Genomic DNA, 22,367 nt, shown 5'->3' with positions numbered 1-22,367 from the left:
TAAATAAGAAAAAAGCTTTACCCCTTCTTGAAGTAAAGCACCCGTACAACATTTCACAAACTCATTATTGTGAAATCTTCTTATTAAGGCTGTTTGATTTATTACGCTTATTCAACAGGGTCGCCACCAAAGACTACAGTGGTAAATTCCATAGTTGCCATATCTATTGCAATTTGTTCAAAATCTTCTGTTGTCACCCATTCTTCTGATTTAAATTCCTCCAAAGGACTAAGTTTCAAGTCTTTGTCATACTCAGAATTTACTTCCTTTATAATTTCTTCATACTGCTTATAATATTCCTTTTTTTGTTGTTGCGTTAATTCTAAAGGAACTACTAACACAACTTCTCCCTTAACTCTATCAGGCGAATTTTCAACGTCTACTACTTGCCCATTAGTTTTATCTTCCGTTGTCTTTTCTTTTACCTGTGCTTGACCTTCCGATTGCCCATTCACGCTACATCCAGCTAAAGCGATAACCCCAATTAAAATCCCTACACAGATGTACTTATTCAACATTCACACCCCATCCCGAAAAAAATATTTCACTATTCTCACATCAGTTTATATTACTAAGAATCCTATCGCAATTGTTTAACTAACCAGCCTCGTTAGTTCAAGAAAAAAAGTGCAACACTCAGACTTCTCCTTTTCGACAGAAATTTACATATATTAACTTATTCAACACAATCACAAAAAAACCTTCTCCTTTAACTAAACTGCTCCGTTGCAGAGCACTCGTTCGTTAAAAGAAACAACCAAGTCCTGCATATCCAATTTCACGTCAAATACACCTGTTCATTTTGTCATAACAAAAAACCTCCCAATATAATTATTAGAAGGTTTTCGGTCTGTTCAACGTAAGATAAAAAGTAAGGATAAAACATAAGAGTTCGTATCCTGTTCTATTTCCTTATACGCTGAAAACACTGATATAAAGGGCTTTCTAACCCAAATTGTAACGTCCCAGGCAGACTTCTATTATCGCGTGTAAACATTGATTTAACAGCATTCACGCGTTCCGATGTGTAAAATTCGTGTAAAATGATTTTATGTTCTACTATTCACATGATTTATTGACGTAGTTTAAGTTCTAGAACGCTTACCTTTTTATTCTAGATTTTTTTCATTCGTCATGAGTTTCAATCCACTTATTTAACCAATCTACTTCCTCTTGAGATATTTCTTGTTCTATTTCCTTTTGGCTTGCTTTCAGATGGGATTCTTCCCATTTTACAAACGCTTCCCATTCCTGAATTACTTGCATCGCTTCTTCCTTTTGCAACTGCTGTTTTGTCTTGAAAGGAATTATGTCTGCCAATGTAAACACCCCATCACAGCTTTTATATTCCTTCTATTTTACAATAGTACACCTAGAGTAGCAAAAACCTTCTTCAACTAAAGCACCCGTTAGCCATCCATGCAGCAAAAAACGCTGCACCACAGAGGACGAAAATTGTTTCAGAACGGGTATAGAATATTATGGCTGGCGAAGAAGGTCGATCAACTATGGTGCCATTGAGCCCATCCGTTAGTCTGACTCCAACGACCACGGTGCATCACAGACTGTCGCACTCTATACGAGTAGCACTCATGGGAGATTAATCCTACTCTGGTTATTGCACCAGCCTGCCTTTGTTCTAGGAAGTATGGGGTTGGTTCCTGATCTATCTTCCAACTCAATAAACACACTCTGAAGGCTCAGCCTTTTTTTAAAAAAGCTTTTTCTGAGTCTCTTTTGTTATGTGATTTTATAGATTTTGAGCGTTTTTTAATTTTCATGGGAGGAAAAGTGTTCTCCCTATATGGATACTTTGTTATAATGTTGTTTTACATTTAACCATAGTAAAACACCTCGAAAGTGAAACCATCTTTCGGGGTGTTTAAATTTAAGATCACTTAGATTTTTTAATTCTCATTTCCCAATTAAGATCCTCTTTTAAGTGAAGAACATAATCCATTATGAACTCTAAACTGACTTCATCCGTATCATAAGCTCTTTTTAATGCATTAAAATTCTCAGAAGCCAAATGGTTGAATAATTCTTGCTCCGATATACCTTGCAATTCAGCAATTTCCAGCATACTTCTTTCTTTCCGTAGAGCGAAATATTGTTTTTCAGTTGTATTCAGGAGATTAGCTAAAGCTTCAAAATCAGTTTTATAACTAAAAACTTCTTTAATTTTAAGTTCCGGTAACGTTATATTCATTTCAGTGGCCTTGGGCGGGGATTGTGTTTCTGCAATTGTATTTTCAGCAAGGAATATTATCATCCCAACAAGTATGCTAGGAATAAATAATATTAAAAAGCCTTTTTTCAAAATATATCCTCCTCTGTGTAATTAAACTAATTATACTTTGTCCCATGAACCACTTTGCTATACAGCTATTTAACGTTTGGTTCCACTCTTCTGTAGTTCATCCCAATTGTGTACTTTACATCACCATCGCTTACTATTTTAAAGCATACGAAAAGCACTCACCTTAATAGATAAGTGCTTACATTTCAACTGCCCAGTCTCTTTTGTTTAACAAGAAATAATGCCGTCAAGCAGCGCAGCGACCTTCAAGTAAATAACCCGTTAATTGAATTAGGAATCAATAGAATTCGCTATCTGAATGAGTATTTCAGCTGTTACTTTATCTGATATATCCGCATCAACACTAAACATATATTGCCAATTATCTAATTCGAAGACCAACATATTAAAACCAAATTTCAGGTCGTCAATATATGTTGCAGTCGTTCCATTTTTCAATTTATAGACTTTTGATTTATCCTTTCCAATTGTAATTTTATGCTGTATAGGCCGAACATCGATTTTGAAATGATGCTCAGGTATTTGGTCACTTATGAATTTGACTTCCAACGAATCGTTTATCTCGCCATCCAGATTACTAAACCTACCAACGTAATGAGTAAAGCTAATTGGGGGTACTCTTGTCGGTAATTTAAGTTCCTGGTTCATATGATCTTCAAAATCGTTTACTGCATCAGCTACCGATTTGTACCCTATTTCAGGAAATAGTTCCTCAAAAGATTGAGGTGTATCACTCGGTTTTGCATTTACTGTTCCTATATACAACCAGCAAATGAATGTACAAAATAAAAGAAATAGTAGAGGTTTACTTTTAGCCAATTACATCACCCTAAATAATATTTAGGTTTAGTTTAACCTGTTTGTTTACAATCATTCCTAATTCAACTAACCCGTTAGTTGAATTAGAAAAAAGAGGTCTAAGTAGCTCGTCAATCTTCAAGTAAAGCACCCGTTAGCTTAAAAAGAACTTTCAATCGTTTTAACCAATTCATTCACAAGTTCTCCAGACACATTTCTTCCTTGTCCATGAAAGAAGCCGAAATTTCACTTACTTCAAGAAATTATTTATTTTTTATTTTTTAATATTAAATACAATGTATAGATTAATAAGGTTACTATGCCAATTTCGTATATTATTCTCATAATATCAATCTCATGAATTGGATAATAACCATCAATTGTAAAGTCTGTTTGTAATTGCCATAAAGGAACATATTTTTTGCTATGAAATTCAAAGTTTGGTCCCCACTTTAATGACACAGGTACAAACAATACACCAATGCAAAAAATCAGTACAAAATAGCTAGAAAGTAATTTTTTTTTCACAAGTTTAACCCCTTCCTACCCCCAGACTTGAAGTTAAGCATCCCTTCCGCACAAATGATTTACATATATTAACTTATTCAATACAATCGTAAAAAAACCTTCTTGTTCAACTAAACTGCCGCGTTAGTTCAATAAGAATAAAGGCTTTACTCCTTCTTGAAGTAAAGCACCCGTTTATGCAATAACATATTTATTCAGTTCCAAAGAAATAGGCTAGTATAGGAAGTGAAATTATGACAAATATACTTTGGAAGAATGTAACAGTAATATCTTTCTTCCAACTATTATTTAAACGGTAAGCAATTCTTTGAAAAAAAACAAAACTATCCACAAACAAAACCAAGAAACAACAACTGAATTGAAATTACCGTAAAATTTCCTACCCCAAGACTTGAGTAAGGTACCCCTTTCGCACTGCATTTTACATATATTAACTTATTCAACACAATCGCAAAAAAACCTTCTTATTCAACTAAACTGCTGCGTTAGTTTTTGAGCCTTCTAAGCAGCTCAACGTATTTCAAATAAAGCACCTGTTAAATAGGACCTACTGATAGCCATGCAATGCTCCACATGATAATAGTAAACGATATTATAAGCCAAACTGTATTGGCCGTAGTTTTCTCTTCGTGTTTTACCTTTTTCAATATCGAAACCAAATTCAAACAAAATATAATGCACCAAATAGGCATAAAAAGCCATCCCATGTAGAAAAAGAAAAAAGGCTTTACCCCTCCTTGAAGTAAAGCACCCGTTACTACAATAAGATTATTTTGAGCACGCTTCTACCAGCAGAATGATTACCACAATAATTAAAATGCCTAAACACCCACTGCTGCTGGGTGCTCCTGTGTGGGCTTGAGCCCACGCATTTGTTCAAAGCACCACCAGGGTTTTTTAGCTGTTCTTTAGCTTTTAACCTTTCTCTTTCTTCCTCTGACATTCTACCCCCCCTTTTTTTCGTTAATAACATTCTTTACTTGTTCAACTAACCTGCTGCTTTAGTTGAAGGCAACAAGAAAGAGACGTCTAAGCAGCTCCGATCTTTAGTAAAGCACCCGTTAGTGTAAGTACGATTATTCACATTCTGTCTAAAAAGGAAGATGAAAAGTACTAATCGTTCCACTCATATTCTCTTTCTATTTGAATATCAGTTCCGAAAATAGGAGAAGACCCACTAATAGAAAGTTTATTTGTTCTAATTATAAATTCCCACCTATAATCCCATCTTGGATAAACCAACAGTAACGTAATGTCATCCTCTTTATACTCGCTTTTTAATGTTTGTTGAAGTTGTATTTTTGAATAGGTTAATACACCAAGATATAATGCCACTATTAATAATGATGATAAAATCACTAATTTTCCTTTACTATAAAAAATAGCAATTATTAATGCTATTAATAGAATATATAAAAACAAATCATCTCGAATTATGTGAAAAGCATACTCTTTTGTAATTAGCGGATAGAGTAATGCAACTCCATTCCCTATGAAATCAATAAATATATGGCTTAAAACAGAGAATGATAACACAAACCACAATTTAACAACTGATATCTCCAATAATAGTTTTCTTGTTATTAACATTATGACCAGTCCTAAAAACGGAACTAACAATAATGAATGTCCATATAAATCACCAAAAAACTTAGTTATGTCTGGAGTAATCCCAGCGATACCACCTATAAGCAAAACCAAACTTACCTTTTCAATTGAATTATAATACTTATTAAGAAGTGCATATGTAACACAAGCTCCAATGGAAAAATGAAGTGTTTCGTGAATGATATATCCCACTAGATTATCTCCTTTCGGTTAATAAAGCATCATTTAATATTTCAACACTTCCTAAACAACCTGCTCTGCTCCGTTAGTTCATAAGAAAAAGGCTTTACTCCTTCTTGAAGTAAAGCACCCGTTAGTAAAAATGTGCATTATAGTCGTTGTTTTTCTTCTTTTGTACTCTTAGATTTGATTAGCGAATAAATATCTTTGACATGAAGTACAAGCAACCCTATCATAAGCAACCAAACAAAATGGACTTTGTAACCAAAATCGTCCAGCATATATTCACGATATTTAAACGTAAAGTAGCAAATAAATATAAATAATAGAAGATCCCAGACTGCGGTCACTATTTCTTTTAGTTCTTTTTTGTCATTCAGTAATCCAATTAAGATTAGCCTCACGATTAGAAAGGCAAAAATTGCACTTGGATAATTTGACATATCTACATGAAAACCACGAAAAGCATCCATTGATAACCTCCTTTATTTTGATGCCCGACTTTTTTGAAACTTAAATAACCCTACTATCTGTTATTAAACTAAACTGCCGCGTTAGTTGATTAAGCAAAATAAGCCGTTTAAACAAGCTCAGAGCTTCAAGTAAAGCACCCAACTAGTTTTCGTGCATTTCTTCACAATCTAACAGATATACGAAATGTATGTATTATTAGACACATATTTTAGTCAATCAGAAGGCGTCTGGTACAATATTCCAAATGAGATAAATGGCAATTATTATATGGAATAAAACCCCAACGCTTAGCATCAGATGGATGTTGAAACTTTTAAAAATCTGCCTATATAAGTAATATAGAATAAAGGTATAGCCGACAGGCATTCCTACACTGAACAGTAATTTACCAGTATCCGAAATATCTCCTGGTGGTGCGTCGGCTGCATGGAATAGGATGCCACTTATCATAAAAGATAAAAAAAATTCAACAAAATAGGTGATAGCGGCTACTATTAGAAAATAAACACCGTAAGCAAGCGTTTGTTTCATGAAACTCCCCCTAAGAACACTCAATCCTCGACTTTCATTACCATAAACTTCCGATACTTCCTTGAACTAACCGCGTTAGTTTAAGTTAAAAATTTCACAACTTTAAATTTATTTTACCATATGTCTCCAATTCTAAAAAGATAAGTAATATGATATCTCCAATTTTTATTTGGTAGTGTGCTAATTACTGTGTTAATTCCATTGAAGTATTGATGTAGTAACAAAAAAGGAGACACTAATTCAAATGTGAATTGTGTCTCCGAATAGATTGTTATTTAATGTTTTCTCCCCAACTACGGAACTTTTACCAATAACGATCAGCTTTCATTATGTCAAGATTATTTCTTATATAGTAAAGGCTTTGAAGCTACCTTCGTCATTCAAATCTGTAATTACTATAACCTCATCAGAAAATTGCTGAACGGTCCCTGCATCGGTCCCCAACACAAGAGATAGTACATTAAAATCCATGTTCTCCTTCTTCCGAATAAACGATTTGATAAACGAATCTTTTAGGCTGTCCTCTCCGTCTGTTATAAAAATGAGATCAGATTTCTTGAATTTGCTGGTCTCGATAATCGAAACTGCTTTAGCTAGCGGTAGGTTGAAATCTGTTCCTCCACTTAAAAATGTTTGTGCTAATTCAATCAAGTCTCCGGTTTTTATTTTACCTTTCTCATATACTTTTACAACAGTGCGAGTCGAAAACAAGACCAAGCAAAAATCCCTCTTCTGCTTTTTAGCAATGGATAATAACGCAAGCGCAAATCCTTTAGATTGAGAATCAAGTTTACGCATGCTTCCCGACTGGTCAAGACAGAGAACAATTGGGCCTTTGCCAAGCGTGTCTTTTCCGCTTTGTTCAAACATCATAGTTTGTTTCTCAGAAAACCGCCGCAAGAAATCAATTTTGGTTGCAGTATGCCTATACAACCCCAGTTCAATTGGCAATAACCTTTCAATAACATCTCCTGTTATCACACCTTTACTCTCGATTCCTTCGTTGAATTTCGATTTCTGCTTTTTGGTCGCTATTCTTTTAAACCGACCAGCCCAATCCGCGATTTCCATCAAACGTTTATCAGTGGCCACTTTTTCAGCCAAGGATATTTGGTCGCGAAGGGGAACTCTCTTTAATTCGGCTTCTCCGCTCCCGGAACCAATACCTCCCATCAATGATTTCAAGTCTGCTTTCGCTTGTCTTGTTTCTTGAGCAGCTTGAGACATTTGCTCCGAAAAGCTATGGCTATTATTTTGAAGTGTTTGTTGTATCTGACTGTCTAATCCAGCCATTGCTTGCGTTAGATCGGCTTGCAGTTGCTCATTTCCATTTCCGACCCCTTCCTGCTGTTCCTGTTTTTCAAGTTGCCTTTGCATCGCTTGGATTTCCTGCAACTGTTTTCGAAGTTCGCTATCCTGCATCTTTTGGTCAGCTAACCATTGATTCGTCTTCTCTCCAAATTTCATGGTGCCGATGGCTGACGATAAATCATCCAATCGCGTGAAGTTTCGATAGTTTTCGAATGACTCATCGGCCATGATTCTCTCCATCAATGATTTATTGACCCTTAGATCGGCAGCAACCTCCTCTTCGGCGATTTCCGGTTTCATCTTATATAAGGAGGCCCATATGTCAGCCAATAGAGGTTCGAATGTTGGCAACTCCCCTTCATCCCTTACCTTCTGTATTCCTTGGGACATACTATAAATCTCATTGAAACGTCTTTTATCAAAAGCGTCAGTATTTAATACCGAGCGGTTTTCTATACTTGTTGTCATTCCCGTCACATTGAACACTTCCCTTCAGATATTTAAAAGATGCCGAAGGAATACCCTCGACATCTAATTTACTTCCTCCAGATTTTTAATACGGCAACTTATCTCTTCTATTAATAAGAACCTTAAAAGTCAATCGGTTCCAAGATGCTGTCCAATATCTCCTGCTGCATGGATTTTAATTGACTCAGTACTGGATCAATGTCATTTTTTCGACTCTCATTATGTTTGGAGAGTTTATTCAAATCAGCTACTAAGGCTTTCAATTTCTGAGTGGCTTCCATTCCAGCATCAATTGTATTATCTTTCAACATGGAATTGAACACTTCCTGCGCTTCATTTTGAATGGATTCAATAGCTCTTGTTACGACATCTTGAGCGTGACTTCGGACAATCAGGGATACTGTATCTTTCTGATCGACGGTTTCCCAAAGAGCATTTTCAAGAATGACAATATCATCAACCTTTACAAATTGCCGCTGATTGATCAATGCCTTCGCTTGTAAGACACTCAACGACTGCTTGAAGCGCCTATCTGACGGACGAATCCCTTCATCCCTTAATTCCATGCGGATTTTGGAAAGGGTCTCGTACACTTCATCAGGAATAGCTACCATATCCGTGAAGAACTGTAGTTGCACCAATTCTTCCATCGTCATGGATGGCATTGGTTGATGTTTTCCCTCCCCCTTCATCATGGAAATAAAATTCGTTTCATTAGCAATATAGTCAATTTCAAATCGCAATAGGAATCTGTCGAATAGAGCTTCAAGGCCCTCTCCCTCTTCCGGATACTCATTCGAGGCACCGATGACAGACATCAACGGAACCTTGACAGGCGATCCATTATTATAGAAGAGTCTTTCATTAATGAGAGTCAAAAGACTGTTCAGGATAGCACTGTTCGCTTTGAAGATTTCATCCAAGAAAACCAGGTTCGCCTCAGGCATTTTACCGGCTGTGTTTCGCTTGTATACACCCTGTTCAAGGTCCTTTAGTGATAACGGACCGAATACCTCTTCGGGTGTACTGAACCTTGTCAGAAGCCACTGAAAATATTCTGTACCTTGCACAATCTTTGCGAGCTCTACTGATAATGCAGATTTCGCGGTACCAGCTGGGCCAATCATCAACATATGCTGCCGAGACAATATGGCGATTAAAATTGCTTCCACTTCATTTTCTCTTTCGAAAAATTTTGCATTCAACGCATTTTTGATTTCCTCTAGCTTTGAAAAGTTGTTCATTATTAATCTATCCCTTCGTATTTAAAATAAAAAAGGAAGCTGAATTGAAAGTCCAATTCTTGCCTCCTCGTTTTTAACCTCAACATTTAGCATCTTTTTTCGGTTAAGAAAACTTGTAACTCCTGTTCTCTTATTCGTAGCTCCCGTTCTTTAAGTTCGTTCGCACGCTCCATTTCATTCGCTATTTTCTTCAATTGTTTAATTATATCGACTACATCCCTTTCATAAAATTTCCTACCCATCATCGTTTGATAGAATTCAGGCATTTTAATCCCCCCTTTTCAAGATAAATCTGTAACCATCCGAGTAATTTCGGAACGGATCCTCATGATTTTCTGTTCAAGCTGCACTGCCTCTTCTTGAACGATTCCTTTATAATTTTTATAGTTCGAGATGACAGAGTTCGCATTTTCAATGATCTCTTTCACTTGCCCTTTTCTCAGACTTCCGCTTGTTTTACAGTCGTTTAAAATGGATTCCAGATGCTCTTTCAATTTCGCATTGACCATATTACGATTGTCGAATGTATTGACGACTGGAATCTTAAACCCTTCGCTATTTTCGAGGGAAGATGTGAATTTAACCAACTTCTCCAATCCCTCGGTGTGCGAATCTGGAACAAAGTAAATACCTCCATGTGGGCGCACAGGTGTAGGCGCAAGAGACTGCAGAATTTTATTGACCATAACCCTCAATTGCTGGGCTGAATAATTATCCCTATAGATATTGAATTTCTGCTCCGCTTCCAAGCATAGCTCTTTAGCCGTCTCAGTCTCGGATATGAATGTAATTGACTGATTCTTCTTGTCCAACGTAATCACACCAGCCTTGCTGTTGTAATCAAGCCTCTTTCCCGCTTGATTCACAGATTCAACAACAATATTCCGTTGTACATAATCCTTGTCCGAAAAGACTTCCCGGATCAGATAATTTTCAAATACTCCCGTTTGAGAAGTAGCTTTTCTTGTTTCAATCTCTTTTGTGGCACGTCGGAAAGCATCGGCTGACCGAATGGCATTTGGCATCCATTCTTCCTCCATACCTGACTGAATTAGGCGTTCTTTTAAGTCAGCCGTTTTAATCAATTGCTTCCCTACACTGAACCACGCAAGATGGCCGAGTACTCCCTCTTGGTTTTCATTTTGAACTGCTGTCATGTTCTCAAGATTTATTGACATGTTAATCAACTTCCTTCCTATTTTTTTTAGAGATAGAAAAACGCATCCACTTAGCTTTCAGCTAAATAAGATGCGTTTTGAAATAACCCTTGTTTGTTTTTCATATTCCAGCCTGCAGACAGACTCTCCTCTATCATCCAACTAGTTAGTAAAACAAAAAAGCCGATTGCATCCCTAAGGACTCAATCGACTTTTAATATATATCACGCAAATCGCGTAAATAATGTATGCAAATCCGCGTTACGGCACATTTTTGACGAAACTGTCTGCCTAACTTCCTTCTTATTAGAAGAAGATATTAAGGCTAGCAAATTTGTGCCGAGTCTCTTTCCGCAAATGCAAAAAGTGTAACGGCTTTCAACAATTAAACAGTGACTTAAATACATTTGGAATATGCTACTAGATTATCAAAATCAACTATGCTTCGCAAACATGTCGATTAATGATCGCGTATTACTAACTGATTTAGAAGATCGTTTCGGGGCTAACATTTAAAGAGATTGAAGATGTTGACCATTGGTGGTTGGTTCCAATATAAGAACCGACCTGCCACTGAGATTGTTATGGAAGAGCTTTTATACGTAAAAAAGGTGTTATTAATATCCGGAGAAAAGTCCTGCTTCTCTTGCGGCTGCATTATGGTTCCTCGCAAACTCAGATGGACTCATTCCAACATCCTCCCAATGCATATACACCCCATTGGTTCCGTGAAGAAAAATCCTATCAAATAGTGCTACACATTCAAAAAAGCATATTTTGGTTATTACAAAATTACTTGGATGCTCATTTTGAAAAGAAAGCCGACCACGGTTGCTACGTTTGAACCGTCTGTGTTTTTTGCATCTGGTACGAACAACATTTCCCTGAAAAATGCGGGAATCTCGATTGGCCGTATTAAATCAGATATACTATAACTAAAATTACTTAAAGGAACTATTATGGATCAATTTTTTTTAGACATTGTACAAAATGAAAGACCGTTAGCATGGCTTTATCAATTTTTTGTGATGGTACTCGTTTCAATGATTCCCTTTGCGCCAATTCCTGTACTAGCTGCATTCATTGCAAGTAATCATGCGTTTTTTCCTGGTCTTGCAATTAACATGCTCGGGACAACGCTAGGTTCCTTCTTTTTATTTCTCCTAAGTAAAGGCTTACTGCGCCATGTCGCACTAAAATATTTAACAAAGAGGCGGCAGTTTTTAACGAGATACCTTGCTTTAATTGAAAAAAACGGATTTTTAGCTGTACTGATTGGTCGCATCATTCCAGTTTTACCTTCTGCGGGTATTAATTTGATTGCAGGCATATCTAATGTAAATCTCGGTGCTTTTATCGCTGCAACATTTTTAGGCAAGCTACCAATCATACTAGCCTTTTCACTTGCAGGTCATCAAATAGCGGCAGGCAATTGGGATACTATATTTATCGTTGCTCTCTATGTACTCGCACTATTTTTAATAGGGAAAAAATTAAAGCGAAAGTGGAGTCAATAAACCTAGACAACATAAGATAATGGACTATTCCCTCTTTAAACAAAAAGTCCGATGGCACACCAAATCGCGACTTGCCCTCTACATCCATGTTTGGCGTACATGAAAAGAGCTAAACCACGCGGATTTAGCTCTTTTCAGTCTATATGGATACCAAAATAAAATTAAAATAACAATGATGCGGATTCGTTTTACTCAAGCTTTCATTTCGCAGATAGTTCACTTTCGGTAACCCATTTATGATTAGTTACTTCTTCACCACCGGTAGTCGGAGTAAAATCGATCATGTATACAGTGGTTTTTTCAGCTGAATCAATTTCAGCTAATGCCCCTTTCATCCCTTCCATATGGTCTGCCTCTAAGGTGACCTCAGCTCCTGGTTCAAGAGTTTTACCATCAGCATCCTCAATCTCTTCTTGGATAACCCATTTATGATTTTCCACTCTTTCTCCACCAGTTACCGGCGTATATGAAACAGCGTAAGCAGTAGTATCATAAGCACCTACAATTGTTGCTACGGCACCTTTCATTCCTTTCATATGTCCAGTTTCAATAATTGCTTCACTTCCTACTTCAAAGGTTGGATTTTCCGCTACTTTTAAGTTTGCCGGAACTTCACCTGAGCTGGAATGGTGGTGCATCTCCATTTCCATATCTTCCTGTTTCGGTTCATTATTGACGTCTGTGTTTTTCTCATTGGTCGCGTTATTCCCACATCCACTTAAACCAATGACTACCGTGAGACCTAAAAGAAGTAAATGCTTCTTCATTTGAATACACCTCTAATTTAACATATTTATGAAAGAAGCTATTCCAAGAAACTGTTTTAGTTTCTCGGGATAGCTCCTCCAATGAAGTTTTTTCAGTATGCTTAAGCCACCGCTTGACGGCATGCTTCGGCACATTTTCTGCAAGATTCGGCACAGCGTTTGCAATGATCCTCGTCATGTTTAGCACACTCTTCCGCGCAACGGTCGCAGACATCTGCACAAAGTTCTAAAATCTGATTAGTAAATGGGCTGTTGCGAGTTATAGCCTGTGCAGCGAACGCACAAACATCGGCACATTCACGGTCCAATCGTATGCAATCAGCCATCATCTTAACATCTTCTTCTTTCAAGCATGCATCAAAACAAGTATTACATTCCTCTAGGCATTCTAGAATCACCTTAAGTGTTTCTGCGTATTTCGTATTCACGGTCTCACCTCCTGAGATTTTCATTCGGTGTATTTTTTCCCTTAAGGAATTATTTTAAACAGAAAGTGAGCATCTCCTTAAAAAGTCCTTATTTCCACGATATGTTAATCAACCAAATTGCTTTTCCCGTGCCAATAATATTCACTTAACACATCCGCAAGTGCTTCAACAGTTCGCTGTAATTCCTCTACCGTATTATCGACACCGCCAATTTCTACAATAATAGAATTCGGAGAAAGATCTTGGTTATATACCCCATTACCTTGGCTTTTGTCCTTTTTCAATATTCCTTTTGACAAACTGGGATACTGCTTTGAAAGAACATTATGCACTTCCTCAGCAAAAGAAAGATTCTTTGTGTAATCTTCATGTCCAGTTCCCACAACGAACAATAGCCGGGCATAGTTTTCCCCATTTATTTTTATGGTGGTAGAATCTTTCCGCAATGAATCACGATGTAAGTCTAAGAAAATATCTAAATCTTTATTTTCGCCCCGCGCTGTCCTAACTATTTCTCCTGAAAGCTGATAAGAACTATTATAGTCTAATCCTCGCAAACTTAGTTCTTGGACAATATCAGTTGAATCCACTTTCGTTCCTACTCCTCTTCTTTCCAATGCTTTGCCAAGCATTTCACCAACCAATGTCATATTCGCTTTTGAGTGATAAGCTCCTTCCGGTTTATTTCTGTCTTTTAAATACGGTAAGAAGGATTCCCTGTTATGTGTGTGATAAATAAAAATAACATCTCTGCCGAAAGTCGAGTGTATTGAATCTTTAGGAATCATTTTGGGAGATTTCATATTCGCAAAGATAGCATCAAGATTCTTAAATGTAAGCTCACCATCTTTCAAAAGATCCTTCATGAGCGGTTTGAATTCATCTCTATCTGGTTGTTGCTCTTTACTCTTCATAATTTTTTCATCTGGTGTGCTATTAATAGACATGTTGAATTCTGTAACTGGATTCGGAATACCTGAATGATTGTCTAACGTTTCCATCTCAAAGTTTGAAAAAGAAGAGTCACTTCCAGACGCGGGATTTTCTTTGTTTTCATCTTTCCGAATATATAAAGCAAGCATAGAAACGATTAGTAACCAAATAAAAAATAATACAATTGCAAAATATAAAAGAACAGCGAGCAAGGACTTTTTCTTTTTCTTTTTCTTCTTATTGTTATTCTTTAAATATGGTTTGATTTTTGGAAGCATTATTTGGCCTACCTTTAGATAGAATGAAATTTTTTCCTTAGATGAATTCCAAAACAGCCAGTGTAAACCACTACACACTGGCTGTTACTGCTTTCTAACGCAATTAAATAGATTGATCTTTATTCGACTTTTACTTGTCCCATCATACCATTGTCTTCATGTTCGAGAATATGACAATGGAACATATAAACACCCTTATGATTAAATTGTATTGCTATCTTAACCGTCTCATCTGGATGAATCGAAATACTGTCTTTCCATCCCCGCTCATTTTCCGGTGGTGCTTCTCCATTTCTGGAAATTATTTTGAATTGCGTCCCGTGGATGTGGAATGGATGAATCATACCGCCCATATCGTCTGGCTTGTTGTAAATCTCCCAGACTTCCATAACCCCTTGCTGTTGTGTGAAGTCAATTCTCTCCGGATCGTACTTCTTTCCATTTATCGTTACCATATCCATCATACCAAAGAGTTCTATCTTCTTTGTTACTGGCAGGTCCATTTCTTCCTCTGTTAATGATATGTCATTCATTACTCCTGGAATCTTACTAATCGCTCTACTTTGATCTAAGACCTCAAATGGTAAAAGAATAGATCCATCCTCATTCGTTAACGCTAAATCTTTTTCTGTATCAATTTGTGAAAAATCAACAATAATTTCAGCCCTCTCAGAAGGTGTCAGTGTCACTTCTTTTAAAGTGACCGGTTCATTCAAAAAGCCGCCATCTGTAGCGATTTGGACAAAAGAATCACCCGTATTCAATTTAAAAGTGAAGTTCCGCGCATTAGACCCATTTAGTAAACGGAGACGTACTTTCTCTTTGTTGACAGTCAACTTGGGATTCAACGTCCCATTGACCAATAGTGTATCGCCGATTGTTCCATCTTCATTCTTTGCAGCACTGTAATTCAATTGTTTCTTATCATCAAATTTCCGATCTTGAAAAATTAAAGGAATATCATTCTCACCATAAACACTTGGCAACCCAAGGCTTTTCGAATTATCATCTTCAATATAAATCAAACCGGCAAGTCCATTATATACCTGTTCAGATGTTTTTCCTTCGGGATGTGGATGAAACCATAATGTTGACGCTTCTTGTGTCACTTCAAATTCAATTACTTTCTCTTCTCCCGGTTCAAGTGCATCATGCGGTCCTCCATCAACGTCCGCGGGTACTTCCAGGCCGTGCCAGTGGAAAGTCGTCGCTTCATCCAACTCATTTATCGTTCTTATTTTAACTTTGTCGCCTTTTTCGAAACGGAGCATTGGTCCTAAAAACGACCCGTTGTATCCATACGTTTCAGTTTCAGTCCCATTGAATATTTCGGTCTTTCCTTTTTGTGCCCGAACCGTGTATACGACATCTTCACCGTCGTCCTGTTCAAGCATAGTAGGGATTTTCAATTCATTTTCCCCTGTTGAGTCGTTTAACATAACTACCTCGTCATGACTCATATGCCCTTCCATCATTTCACCCATAGTGGAATGATCCATTTCCTCCATTTCATGATTCATTGTTGAATGATCCATTTCCTTCTCAGGCTTAACGTTATTACTACAACCGCTGATAACCAATATACTAATTGCCGCTGCGGCAAGTGTTATCTTGATTCCCATCACTTTTTTCCCCTCTCTATGATTATTTCTATTTTCAGCATAACAAGAACATATGAAAAAAATATGCATGCGACAGGTGTGTCTAAAATTCGTCATAATTAATGCATAGAATTTGCATAGTCTGTGGAATACGAAATAAGAAAACCCATGCCAACTCTTATAGAAGTTGGCATGGGTTCTCTTATTTAGTCTATCGTCGTGACCTTACGCTGTTGTTCTTGCTTGCGCAGCCCATACCGCGTCATACCTCGCGGCTTATAGACCGATAATATTGTGATGATGAGCAATACTAGCAGGCCGCCCCCGGCATGGAGCAATTCACCCCACATCCCTCCAAGATCAGCACTTCCCGTCCCTATCGCAACTTCAGCAAAGAAGCTCACTGTCTGCATATTCAGCAACAAGACGGCAGTCGCTAGTATAGTTAGCAGAAGTTTGAAAAGGACCCAGTAATGCCTTACTAACCCCCACTTGGTTCCCATTGACATAACAAGCCCAGTAAGTAGAGAGAAAAGAGCCAACGGGACAATAGCGAACCAACCAGTCAACTCCATCGCTATCCATACAGCTTGAACTGTCTTAGTATCTTGACTGGAGAGAGCCGCAACAACAAGTATCAGGAAACCAACTACCGCGCCGAGCCAGCCCACCGAAGAAGCGATATGCACAGTGAGTGCTAACTTGCGGAGAGCGGGTTTCATGACCATGGCTGTTCCACACTTTGCTCAACGCCGGTTGAAGACGGTAGGTGGCGACCAGGGCCGTGTTTACCACCACTGACGATCATAATAAGGACGACTAGTAACACTAGAACGATTGCGATTATCCCAGACACTTTTACCCAGCGAGGTGTATTTGAAGTCGTTTTACGGTCAGCCATATGTGTATCCTCCTCTGTTGCACCTCTTTGATAATAATTCTTTCATCTAGATTTCCTCCTTAGTATTCAAACCCAATGCCAATTTAGTATAACAATGTATTATGAACGGATGATGAACAGAGAATTACCTATTTCCTGTTAGTAGATTCGTTCAAAGTCAATGGTAGTGAAAAAGTAAAGGTTGTTCCTGTCCCTACTTCACTTTCCACTTTAATATCGGTTTGATGAAGATCTAATATGTGCTTAACAATGGATAAGCCTAGCCCTGTGCCCGCCTTATTTGTACGAGCTGCATCAGCTTTATAAAATCTTTCCCAAATAGCTTGAATTTCTTCTTGACTGATTCCCGGTCCATAATCACGAATCGACACCACCGCTCGTTTTCCCTTGTTCAGAAACACTTTTATTGAACTATTGTAGGTGGAAAATTGTACTGCATTTTGAATTAAATTAACTATCACTTGATCTATCCGGTCAGCATCGGCAAAAACGTAGATATCTTGTTCTTCTCTAGATATTAACTCTACATTCAAATTTTTATTTACAAACTCAACTTCCATGCGACCCATGACTTGGCGTACCAGCTCTGACAAATTAAAAAGTGCTGGACGAATTTCTAATTGTCCCGATTCGATTTGAGACATATCCAGAATATCATTTACAAGCTTTATCATTCGTTCAGTTTGTTCTTTAATGACGCTAAAATAATGTCGTTTTTTATCATTGGGGATTTTATCATCCAGAAATGCCGTGGCATACCCATGAATCGAAGTGAGTGGTGAGCGTAAGTCATGGGAAACATTGGCAACAAAATCCTTTCTCATCTTGTCCAAGCTGGCCAACTCATGTGTCATATGGTTGAATGTTTGTCCCAGTTCCCCCAGTTCATCATGTGTTCTGATCTTAACGCTTTGATTAAAATCTCCTCTAGCGATTTGAAGAGCAACACGATTCATTTCCCGAAGTGGAGAGGTAATTCTTTTAGTGATGTAATAGGTAAATAAACCTGTAATCGTTATAGAAATAATAGAAGATGTTATTAACATGTATTTCAATTGGTTTATACCCTCAAGATTTAGGTGCATTTCAGTAAGGTTGTTCTGAAATAGCAAATATGAAGTAGTAGCATAAATGAAATGTGACACAATTAATATGACGATATATGTGATAAACAGCTTGAAAAAAATACTTTTAATTCGAATCAATAGTTGTTCACCTCAAATTTATATCCGACTCCTCTTATAGTTTTCACTCTCCAATAAGACTTGGGATTTCCCAATTTGTCTCGAATCCTTTTGATATGCACATCTACCGTTCTCGGATCCCCTTCAAAATCCAAGCTCCATATTTGGTCCAACAGTTGCTGACGAGTAAATACTTGATTGGGATGGGTGGCGAGAAAGTAAAGCAACTCCATTTCTTTAGGTGCCAAACCGATTTCCTTTTCATCATAAATTACCTTGTATTGATGAAGATTAATCTCTAACATAGGAAGCTCGATAATCTGATTAGTATCTAATGTAGGATTGGCTCGCCGAAGAACCGCTTTTATCCGTGCCATTAATTCATTCGGATCAAAAGGTTTCACCAAGTAATCATCTGTTCCAAGTTCGAAACCTTTTAACTTATCGTAGCTTTCACCTTTCCCGGTCAGCATGATAATAGGCGTTTTATCATATCTCCTTATTTCCTTGCAAACTTCCCAACCGTCCATTTCAGGCAGCATAATATCCAGGATGACCAGATCAGGTGGACTTTCATGAAACATATCTAACCCGGTTGCCCCATCGTTTGCAACGCTAACTTCATAACCACTATTTTCTGCGTATAAATTGATCAAATCACAAATGTATGAATCATCCTCGATGACGAGAACTTCAATTGGCTTGTTCATCATCCGACCTCTCATTCTTTTACACTTTATAGTAGCATCCTTTTATGAACAGAATGTTAACACAATCGATATTAAGACAAGAAAACAGAATGTGTTAGACGACAATCAAGCAACCTAATACACCAAGATGAGTTCTTTTTTAGATATAAAAGGGCCTATACCAACTCCAGTTAAGAGTTGGTATAGGCCTCTCATTGTTAATTCCTTATTTTCACTTTCTGTAGACGCAATGCATTCAACACCACGGAAACCGAACTGAAGGCCATCGCTGCACCCGCTACCCAAGGAGCTAATAAGCCAATTGCTGCAATCGGAATTCCGATTGTGTTGTAAATGAAAGCAAAAAACAAGTTCTCTTTTATATTCCGCATTGTTTTTCGACTCATAATAATTGCATCAGCAACACTATTTAAGTCTCCTCGCATTAGCGTAATGTCTGCTACTTCTATGGCGATATCTGTTCCGTTCCCGACTGCCATTCCGACATTTGCCATGGCAAGTGCTGGAGCGTCATTGATTCCGTCCCCTACCATCGCCACCTTTTTGCCTTGTTCCTGAAGTTTTTTGATCTCTTCACTTTTCTGTTCTGGAAGTACTTCCGCAATTACGTTAGACAGACCTACTTGACGGGCAATGGCCTCTGCAGTACGTTGATTGTCACCCGTTAGCATAATGACTTCTAGACCTAGCTCCTGCATTCTTGCAATTGCTTCTTTTGAAGTATCTTTTACGGTATCGGCTACTGCGACAACACCGGCAAGTTTAGCATCTACAGCTATAAGCATAGCTGTTTTCCCTTCACTTTCCAGCTCCTCCATCGAGGCTTCTGAATTCAAAGTTGCAATGTTACGCTCTCTCATCAATTTTCTTGTGCCAACTAACACTTCTCTACCATTTACTTCGGCTCGAATACCAAATCCCGGTAAAGCTTCAAAGTCAGTCGTTTCAAGAAGTGTTAAACCTTTCTCCTTTACACCTTTAACAATTGCTTGTGCCAATGGATGCTCCGATTGATTTTCAGCAGTTCCAATCAATTGAAGAACTTCCACTTCATCAAATCCATCGGCGACCAGAATATCTGTCAGTGCAGGTTCGCCTTTTGTAACGGTTCCTGTTTTATCTAATACGACAGTGTCAATTGATTGTGTGTTCTCCAGATGTTCTCCGCCTTTAAAGAGAAGGCCCATTTCAGCAGCCCTACCAGAACCCGCCATGATAGAAGTCGGTGTTGCCAATCCAAGTGCACATGGGCAAGCAATGACCAAAATCGAAATGGTCGGGATAAGCGCTGAGCGAAAATCACCCGGTGTCACCGCAAAATACCAAATAAAGAAAGTGACAATCGCAATGACAACAACGATAGGCACGAAAACTCCAGAAATTCGGTCAGCCAATCGCTGAATATCCGCCTTAGACCCTTGTGCCTCTTCAACCACTTTTACAATTTGCGCTAATGCGGTATCTTTTCCCACTTTTGTTGCTTTGATTTGCAACGAACCATTCTTATTGATCGTTGCCCCAATTACAACGTCACCCGCAACTTTATCAATCGGTATACTTTCGCCCGTTATCATCGATTCATCGATTGCAGATCGTCCTTCAATGATTTCCCCATCTACCGGAATCTTTTCACCCGGCTTGACTAGGATAATATCTCCTGTCACGACTTCTTCAATCGGGATTTCTTTTTCAACGCTATTTCTCAGAACACGGGCTGTTATAGCCTGCAAACCAAGTAGCTTTTGAATCGCCTGACTCGTTTTCCCTTTTGCACGCACTTCAAATAGTTTACCAAGTACGATTAAAGTGATAATGACAGCAGAAGCTTCAAAATAGAGTTCCGGATGTCCGACACTACCTGTATTCATCCATTCGATTGACAAATAGAGACTGTAGAAATACGCTGCGCTCGTACCCAGTGCAACCAAGACGTCCATGTTAGCACTTTTATTTCGTAAAGCATTGAAAGCACCTTTATAAAATTGGGCACCAACAAAAAATTGAACCGGCGTTGCAAGCGCAAGCTGTACCCACGGATTCATTAGAACATTAGGCAAATAAATAAATGACAGAAATTCAAAATGAGCTACCATCGTCCATAATAAAGGAGCCGTCAGGATCAGTGAAATAATGAACTTTCTCTGCTGCTTCTTGATTTCTTGTTCTTTATGATCCATCTTCTTTTGCCCGTCTTGCTTCGGAATCAATTCATATCCTAATTTTTTTACAGCTGTTATCATGTCTGATGTTTGCACATGTTTGTCATCATATTCGACAGCAATTGTTTCTAACGCAAAATTGACGTTTGCATTTGTTACTCCATCCATCTTACTAATTCTTTTTTCAATCCTCGTAGCACAAGCTGCGCAGGTCATGCCCGAAATATCAAAAGAGGCTTTTTCTTGAACGACATTGTAGCCAAGCTTTTCTACCCTTTCCTTAAACTCATTGACATTCGTTTTCTCTGGGTCATAGACGATTGTTGAACGTTCCAATGCAAAGTTCACATTTGCTCGTTCAACACCCTCTATTTTCGAAAGTCCCTTTTCAATTCGATTAGCGCATGCTGCACAAGTCATTCCATGAATTTGCAATGTTTTTTCTTGAGTTGCCATTATTTATCACTCCAATACATAGTGGGGGTATATTGACATTAAAAAGAAAGACCATACCAGATGGTACGATCTTACCCGCCGCCTTCTACCCCCGTGTGGTATAACCGGAAGATTGTTTGTGTATTCAATTTACGAAAGTATGATACCCGAGATTAGGCGATGTCATACCCTTGCTCTTCAATTGTTTCCTTAATTTGATCCAATGTTGTTTGCCCGCTGTCAAACTCTACAGAAACTTCACCATTGCCAAGATCCACCTTTACGGAAGAAACACCTGTAAGATTCCCAACGCTTTCTTCGATAGAATTGACGCAATGATTACATGACATCCCTTGAACTTTCAATGTTTCATTCATTTTGACGACCTCCTAATCAATTATTACTTTAAATTTACTATACCCCCGCATGGTATGTCAACTGTTAAAAAAAATTCAGAGCTCTTTATTTCGTCATTGTTTTCATGATATCCATCAATTCCTTGATGGCATTTTCACCGTCTTGCCCTTTAATCGCATTTGCTACGCAGTGATGAGTGTGATCTTCCAGTAAAGCGAGAGAAACCTTATTCATCGCTGATTGAATGGCACTGATTTGGTGTAAAATATCCACACAGTAACGGTCGGTTTCAACCATTTGATGAACCCCCCTCACTTGCCCTTCAATGCGTTTTAAACGGTTTAGAAGCTGCTGCTTATTTGGTTGAACAGTAGATTTGTTTGTTTCCTGCATTCTTCTCCCCTCCCCGACTAGTTATCATACCCCTTACCCCTATTATACCTCTTTACTTCGTTCAGTTCCAATGCAAATTAACGAC

General features: G+C 38.0%; 25 protein-coding genes. 1 reads left to right on the top strand and 24 read right to left on the bottom strand.

The window, feature by feature from the left end:
* Positions 1-107 precede the first annotated feature (107 nt).
* The 13 genes from M3191_RS11300 to M3191_RS11240 form a co-directional block, all read right to left on the bottom strand.
* Positions 108-515 carry a hypothetical protein gene (locus M3191_RS11300; RefSeq protein WP_251700479.1) on the bottom strand — a complete coding sequence of 136 codons (408 nt, stop codon included), beginning with the start codon at positions 513-515 and terminating at the stop codon, positions 108-110.
* A 610-nt stretch (positions 516-1,125) separates the two neighbouring features.
* On the bottom strand, positions 1,126-1,320 hold the full coding sequence (locus M3191_RS11295; protein ID WP_251700478.1) for a hypothetical protein: 195 nt from the start codon (positions 1,318-1,320) through the stop codon (positions 1,126-1,128).
* A 574-nt stretch (positions 1,321-1,894) separates the two neighbouring features.
* Positions 1,895-2,320 carry a hypothetical protein gene (locus tag M3191_RS11290; protein WP_251700477.1) on the bottom strand — a complete coding sequence of 142 codons (426 nt, stop codon included), beginning with the start codon at positions 2,318-2,320 and terminating at the stop codon, positions 1,895-1,897.
* Between the two features lie 270 nt (positions 2,321-2,590).
* Positions 2,591-3,139, bottom strand: a complete 549-nt coding sequence (locus M3191_RS11285; RefSeq protein WP_251700476.1) for a hypothetical protein — start codon at positions 3,137-3,139, stop codon at positions 2,591-2,593.
* 246 nt (positions 3,140-3,385) lie between these two features.
* Positions 3,386-3,646, bottom strand: coding sequence for a hypothetical protein (locus M3191_RS11280; RefSeq protein WP_251700475.1), 261 nt, complete (start codon positions 3,644-3,646; stop codon positions 3,386-3,388).
* A gap of 757 nt (positions 3,647-4,403) precedes the next feature.
* The gene (locus M3191_RS11275) at positions 4,404-4,589 is read right to left on the bottom strand and encodes a hypothetical protein (RefSeq protein ID WP_251700474.1); all 186 of its coding nucleotides are present in this window, start codon (positions 4,587-4,589) and stop codon (positions 4,404-4,406) included.
* Between the two features lie 170 nt (positions 4,590-4,759).
* Positions 4,760-5,446: a metal-dependent hydrolase gene (locus M3191_RS11270; protein ID WP_251700473.1), complete on the bottom strand. Its 687-nt coding sequence runs from the start codon at positions 5,444-5,446 to the stop codon at positions 4,760-4,762.
* 137 nt (positions 5,447-5,583) lie between these two features.
* Positions 5,584-5,907 (bottom strand): hypothetical protein, encoded by a 324-nt coding sequence (locus M3191_RS11265; RefSeq protein WP_251700472.1) that lies wholly within the window; start codon positions 5,905-5,907, stop codon positions 5,584-5,586.
* A 217-nt stretch (positions 5,908-6,124) separates the two neighbouring features.
* Positions 6,125-6,439 (bottom strand): hypothetical protein, encoded by a 315-nt coding sequence (locus M3191_RS11260; RefSeq protein WP_251700471.1) that lies wholly within the window; start codon positions 6,437-6,439, stop codon positions 6,125-6,127.
* A 345-nt stretch (positions 6,440-6,784) separates the two neighbouring features.
* Entirely contained in the window at positions 6,785-8,218 is a 1,434-nt protein-coding gene (locus M3191_RS11255) for a VWA domain-containing protein (RefSeq protein ID WP_251700525.1), read from the bottom strand.
* 122 nt (positions 8,219-8,340) lie between these two features.
* A complete protein-coding gene (locus M3191_RS11250) occupies positions 8,341-9,462 on the bottom strand; it encodes an AAA family ATPase (protein WP_251700470.1) in 1,122 nt (373 codons plus the stop codon).
* A gap of 86 nt (positions 9,463-9,548) precedes the next feature.
* On the bottom strand, positions 9,549-9,728 hold the full coding sequence (locus tag M3191_RS11245) for a hypothetical protein (protein WP_251700469.1): 180 nt from the start codon (positions 9,726-9,728) through the stop codon (positions 9,549-9,551).
* A 15-nt stretch (positions 9,729-9,743) separates the two neighbouring features.
* Entirely contained in the window at positions 9,744-10,640 is an 897-nt protein-coding gene (locus M3191_RS11240) for a DUF6744 family protein (RefSeq protein WP_251700468.1), read from the bottom strand.
* A 938-nt stretch (positions 10,641-11,578) separates the two neighbouring features.
* Here M3191_RS11240 and M3191_RS11235 point away from each other — a divergent pair.
* On the top strand, positions 11,579-12,136 hold the full coding sequence (locus M3191_RS11235; protein WP_251700467.1) for a TVP38/TMEM64 family protein: 558 nt from the start codon (positions 11,579-11,581) through the stop codon (positions 12,134-12,136).
* A gap of 200 nt (positions 12,137-12,336) precedes the next feature.
* Here M3191_RS11235 and M3191_RS11230 read toward each other — a convergent pair whose 3' ends face one another.
* The 11 genes from M3191_RS11230 to M3191_RS11180 form a co-directional block, all read right to left on the bottom strand.
* Positions 12,337-12,903 (bottom strand): YdhK family protein, encoded by a 567-nt coding sequence (locus tag M3191_RS11230; RefSeq protein WP_251700466.1) that lies wholly within the window; start codon positions 12,901-12,903, stop codon positions 12,337-12,339.
* 101 nt (positions 12,904-13,004) lie between these two features.
* Positions 13,005-13,331 carry a four-helix bundle copper-binding protein gene (locus M3191_RS11225; RefSeq protein WP_251700465.1) on the bottom strand — a complete coding sequence of 109 codons (327 nt, stop codon included), beginning with the start codon at positions 13,329-13,331 and terminating at the stop codon, positions 13,005-13,007.
* A gap of 104 nt (positions 13,332-13,435) precedes the next feature.
* Positions 13,436-14,542, bottom strand: a complete 1,107-nt coding sequence (locus M3191_RS11220) for a stage II sporulation protein P (RefSeq protein ID WP_251700464.1) — start codon at positions 14,540-14,542, stop codon at positions 13,436-13,438.
* A gap of 119 nt (positions 14,543-14,661) precedes the next feature.
* Entirely contained in the window at positions 14,662-16,164 is a 1,503-nt protein-coding gene (locus M3191_RS11215; protein WP_251700463.1) for a multicopper oxidase domain-containing protein, read from the bottom strand.
* Between the two features lie 185 nt (positions 16,165-16,349).
* Positions 16,350-16,871, bottom strand: a complete 522-nt coding sequence (locus M3191_RS11210; protein ID WP_251700462.1) for a DUF2269 domain-containing protein — start codon at positions 16,869-16,871, stop codon at positions 16,350-16,352.
* The gene (locus M3191_RS11205) at positions 16,862-17,044 is read right to left on the bottom strand and encodes a hypothetical protein (protein ID WP_251700461.1); all 183 of its coding nucleotides are present in this window, start codon (positions 17,042-17,044) and stop codon (positions 16,862-16,864) included. Before M3191_RS11205 ends, M3191_RS11210 begins: the two co-directional genes overlap by 10 nt.
* 128 nt (positions 17,045-17,172) lie before the next feature.
* On the bottom strand, positions 17,173-18,249 hold the full coding sequence (locus M3191_RS11200; protein ID WP_251700460.1) for a sensor histidine kinase: 1,077 nt from the start codon (positions 18,247-18,249) through the stop codon (positions 17,173-17,175).
* Positions 18,246-18,938 (bottom strand): response regulator transcription factor, encoded by a 693-nt coding sequence (locus M3191_RS11195; RefSeq protein ID WP_251700459.1) that lies wholly within the window; start codon positions 18,936-18,938, stop codon positions 18,246-18,248. The genes M3191_RS11200 and M3191_RS11195 overlap by 4 nt, the downstream gene beginning before the upstream one ends.
* Positions 18,939-19,135: 197 nt before the next feature.
* Positions 19,136-21,556 (bottom strand): heavy metal translocating P-type ATPase, encoded by a 2,421-nt coding sequence (locus tag M3191_RS11190; RefSeq protein ID WP_251700524.1) that lies wholly within the window; start codon positions 21,554-21,556, stop codon positions 19,136-19,138.
* A gap of 149 nt (positions 21,557-21,705) precedes the next feature.
* On the bottom strand, positions 21,706-21,909 hold the full coding sequence (copZ, locus tag M3191_RS11185) for a copper chaperone CopZ (protein WP_251700458.1): 204 nt from the start codon (positions 21,907-21,909) through the stop codon (positions 21,706-21,708).
* A gap of 85 nt (positions 21,910-21,994) precedes the next feature.
* Complete coding sequence (locus tag M3191_RS11180) at positions 21,995-22,282, bottom strand: metal-sensitive transcriptional regulator (protein WP_251700457.1); 288 nt, start codon at positions 22,280-22,282, stop codon at positions 21,995-21,997.
* Positions 22,283-22,367 lie beyond the last annotated feature (85 nt).

Source organism: Sporosarcina luteola, from assembly GCF_023715535.1.
GTDB classification, from domain to species: Bacteria; Bacillota; Bacilli; order Bacillales_A; family Planococcaceae; genus Sporosarcina; species Sporosarcina luteola_B.
The sequence above is the reverse complement of the archived record's forward strand: the minus strand, read 5'-3'. Positions and strand labels throughout refer to the sequence as shown.

What these genes read in the sequence shown, in the direction of transcription:
- M3191_RS11275 (WP_251700474.1), bottom strand. Translation starts at nt 4,589, where the DNA reads ATGTCAGAGGAAGAAAGAGAAAGGTTAAAAGCTAAAGAACAGCTAAAA.
- M3191_RS11265 (WP_251700472.1), bottom strand. Translation starts at nt 5,907, where the DNA reads ATGGATGCTTTTCGTGGTTTTCATGTAGATATGTCAAATTATCCAAGT.
- M3191_RS11260 (WP_251700471.1), bottom strand. Translation starts at nt 6,439, where the DNA reads ATGAAACAAACGCTTGCTTACGGTGTTTATTTTCTAATAGTAGCCGCT.
- M3191_RS11255 (WP_251700525.1), bottom strand. Translation starts at nt 8,218, where the DNA reads ATGACAACAAGTATAGAAAACCGCTCGGTATTAAATACTGACGCTTTT.
- M3191_RS11250 (WP_251700470.1), bottom strand. Translation starts at nt 9,462, where the DNA reads ATGAACAACTTTTCAAAGCTAGAGGAAATCAAAAATGCGTTGAATGCA.
- M3191_RS11245 (WP_251700469.1), bottom strand. Translation starts at nt 9,728, where the DNA reads ATGCCTGAATTCTATCAAACGATGATGGGTAGGAAATTTTATGAAAGG.
- M3191_RS11240 (WP_251700468.1), bottom strand. Translation starts at nt 10,640, where the DNA reads ATGTCAATAAATCTTGAGAACATGACAGCAGTTCAAAATGAAAACCAA.
- M3191_RS11235 (WP_251700467.1), top strand. Translation starts at nt 11,579, where the DNA reads ATGGATCAATTTTTTTTAGACATTGTACAAAATGAAAGACCGTTAGCA.
- M3191_RS11230 (WP_251700466.1), bottom strand. Translation starts at nt 12,903, where the DNA reads ATGAAGAAGCATTTACTTCTTTTAGGTCTCACGGTAGTCATTGGTTTA.
- M3191_RS11220 (WP_251700464.1), bottom strand. Translation starts at nt 14,542, where the DNA reads ATGCTTCCAAAAATCAAACCATATTTAAAGAATAACAATAAGAAGAAA.
- M3191_RS11215 (WP_251700463.1), bottom strand. Translation starts at nt 16,164, where the DNA reads ATGGGAATCAAGATAACACTTGCCGCAGCGGCAATTAGTATATTGGTT.
- M3191_RS11210 (WP_251700462.1), bottom strand. Translation starts at nt 16,871, where the DNA reads ATGGTCATGAAACCCGCTCTCCGCAAGTTAGCACTCACTGTGCATATC.
- M3191_RS11205 (WP_251700461.1), bottom strand. Translation starts at nt 17,044, where the DNA reads ATGGCTGACCGTAAAACGACTTCAAATACACCTCGCTGGGTAAAAGTG.
- M3191_RS11195 (WP_251700459.1), bottom strand. Translation starts at nt 18,938, where the DNA reads ATGAACAAGCCAATTGAAGTTCTCGTCATCGAGGATGATTCATACATT.
- copZ (WP_251700458.1), bottom strand. Translation starts at nt 21,909, where the DNA reads ATGAATGAAACATTGAAAGTTCAAGGGATGTCATGTAATCATTGCGTC.
- M3191_RS11180 (WP_251700457.1), bottom strand. Translation starts at nt 22,282, where the DNA reads ATGCAGGAAACAAACAAATCTACTGTTCAACCAAATAAGCAGCAGCTT.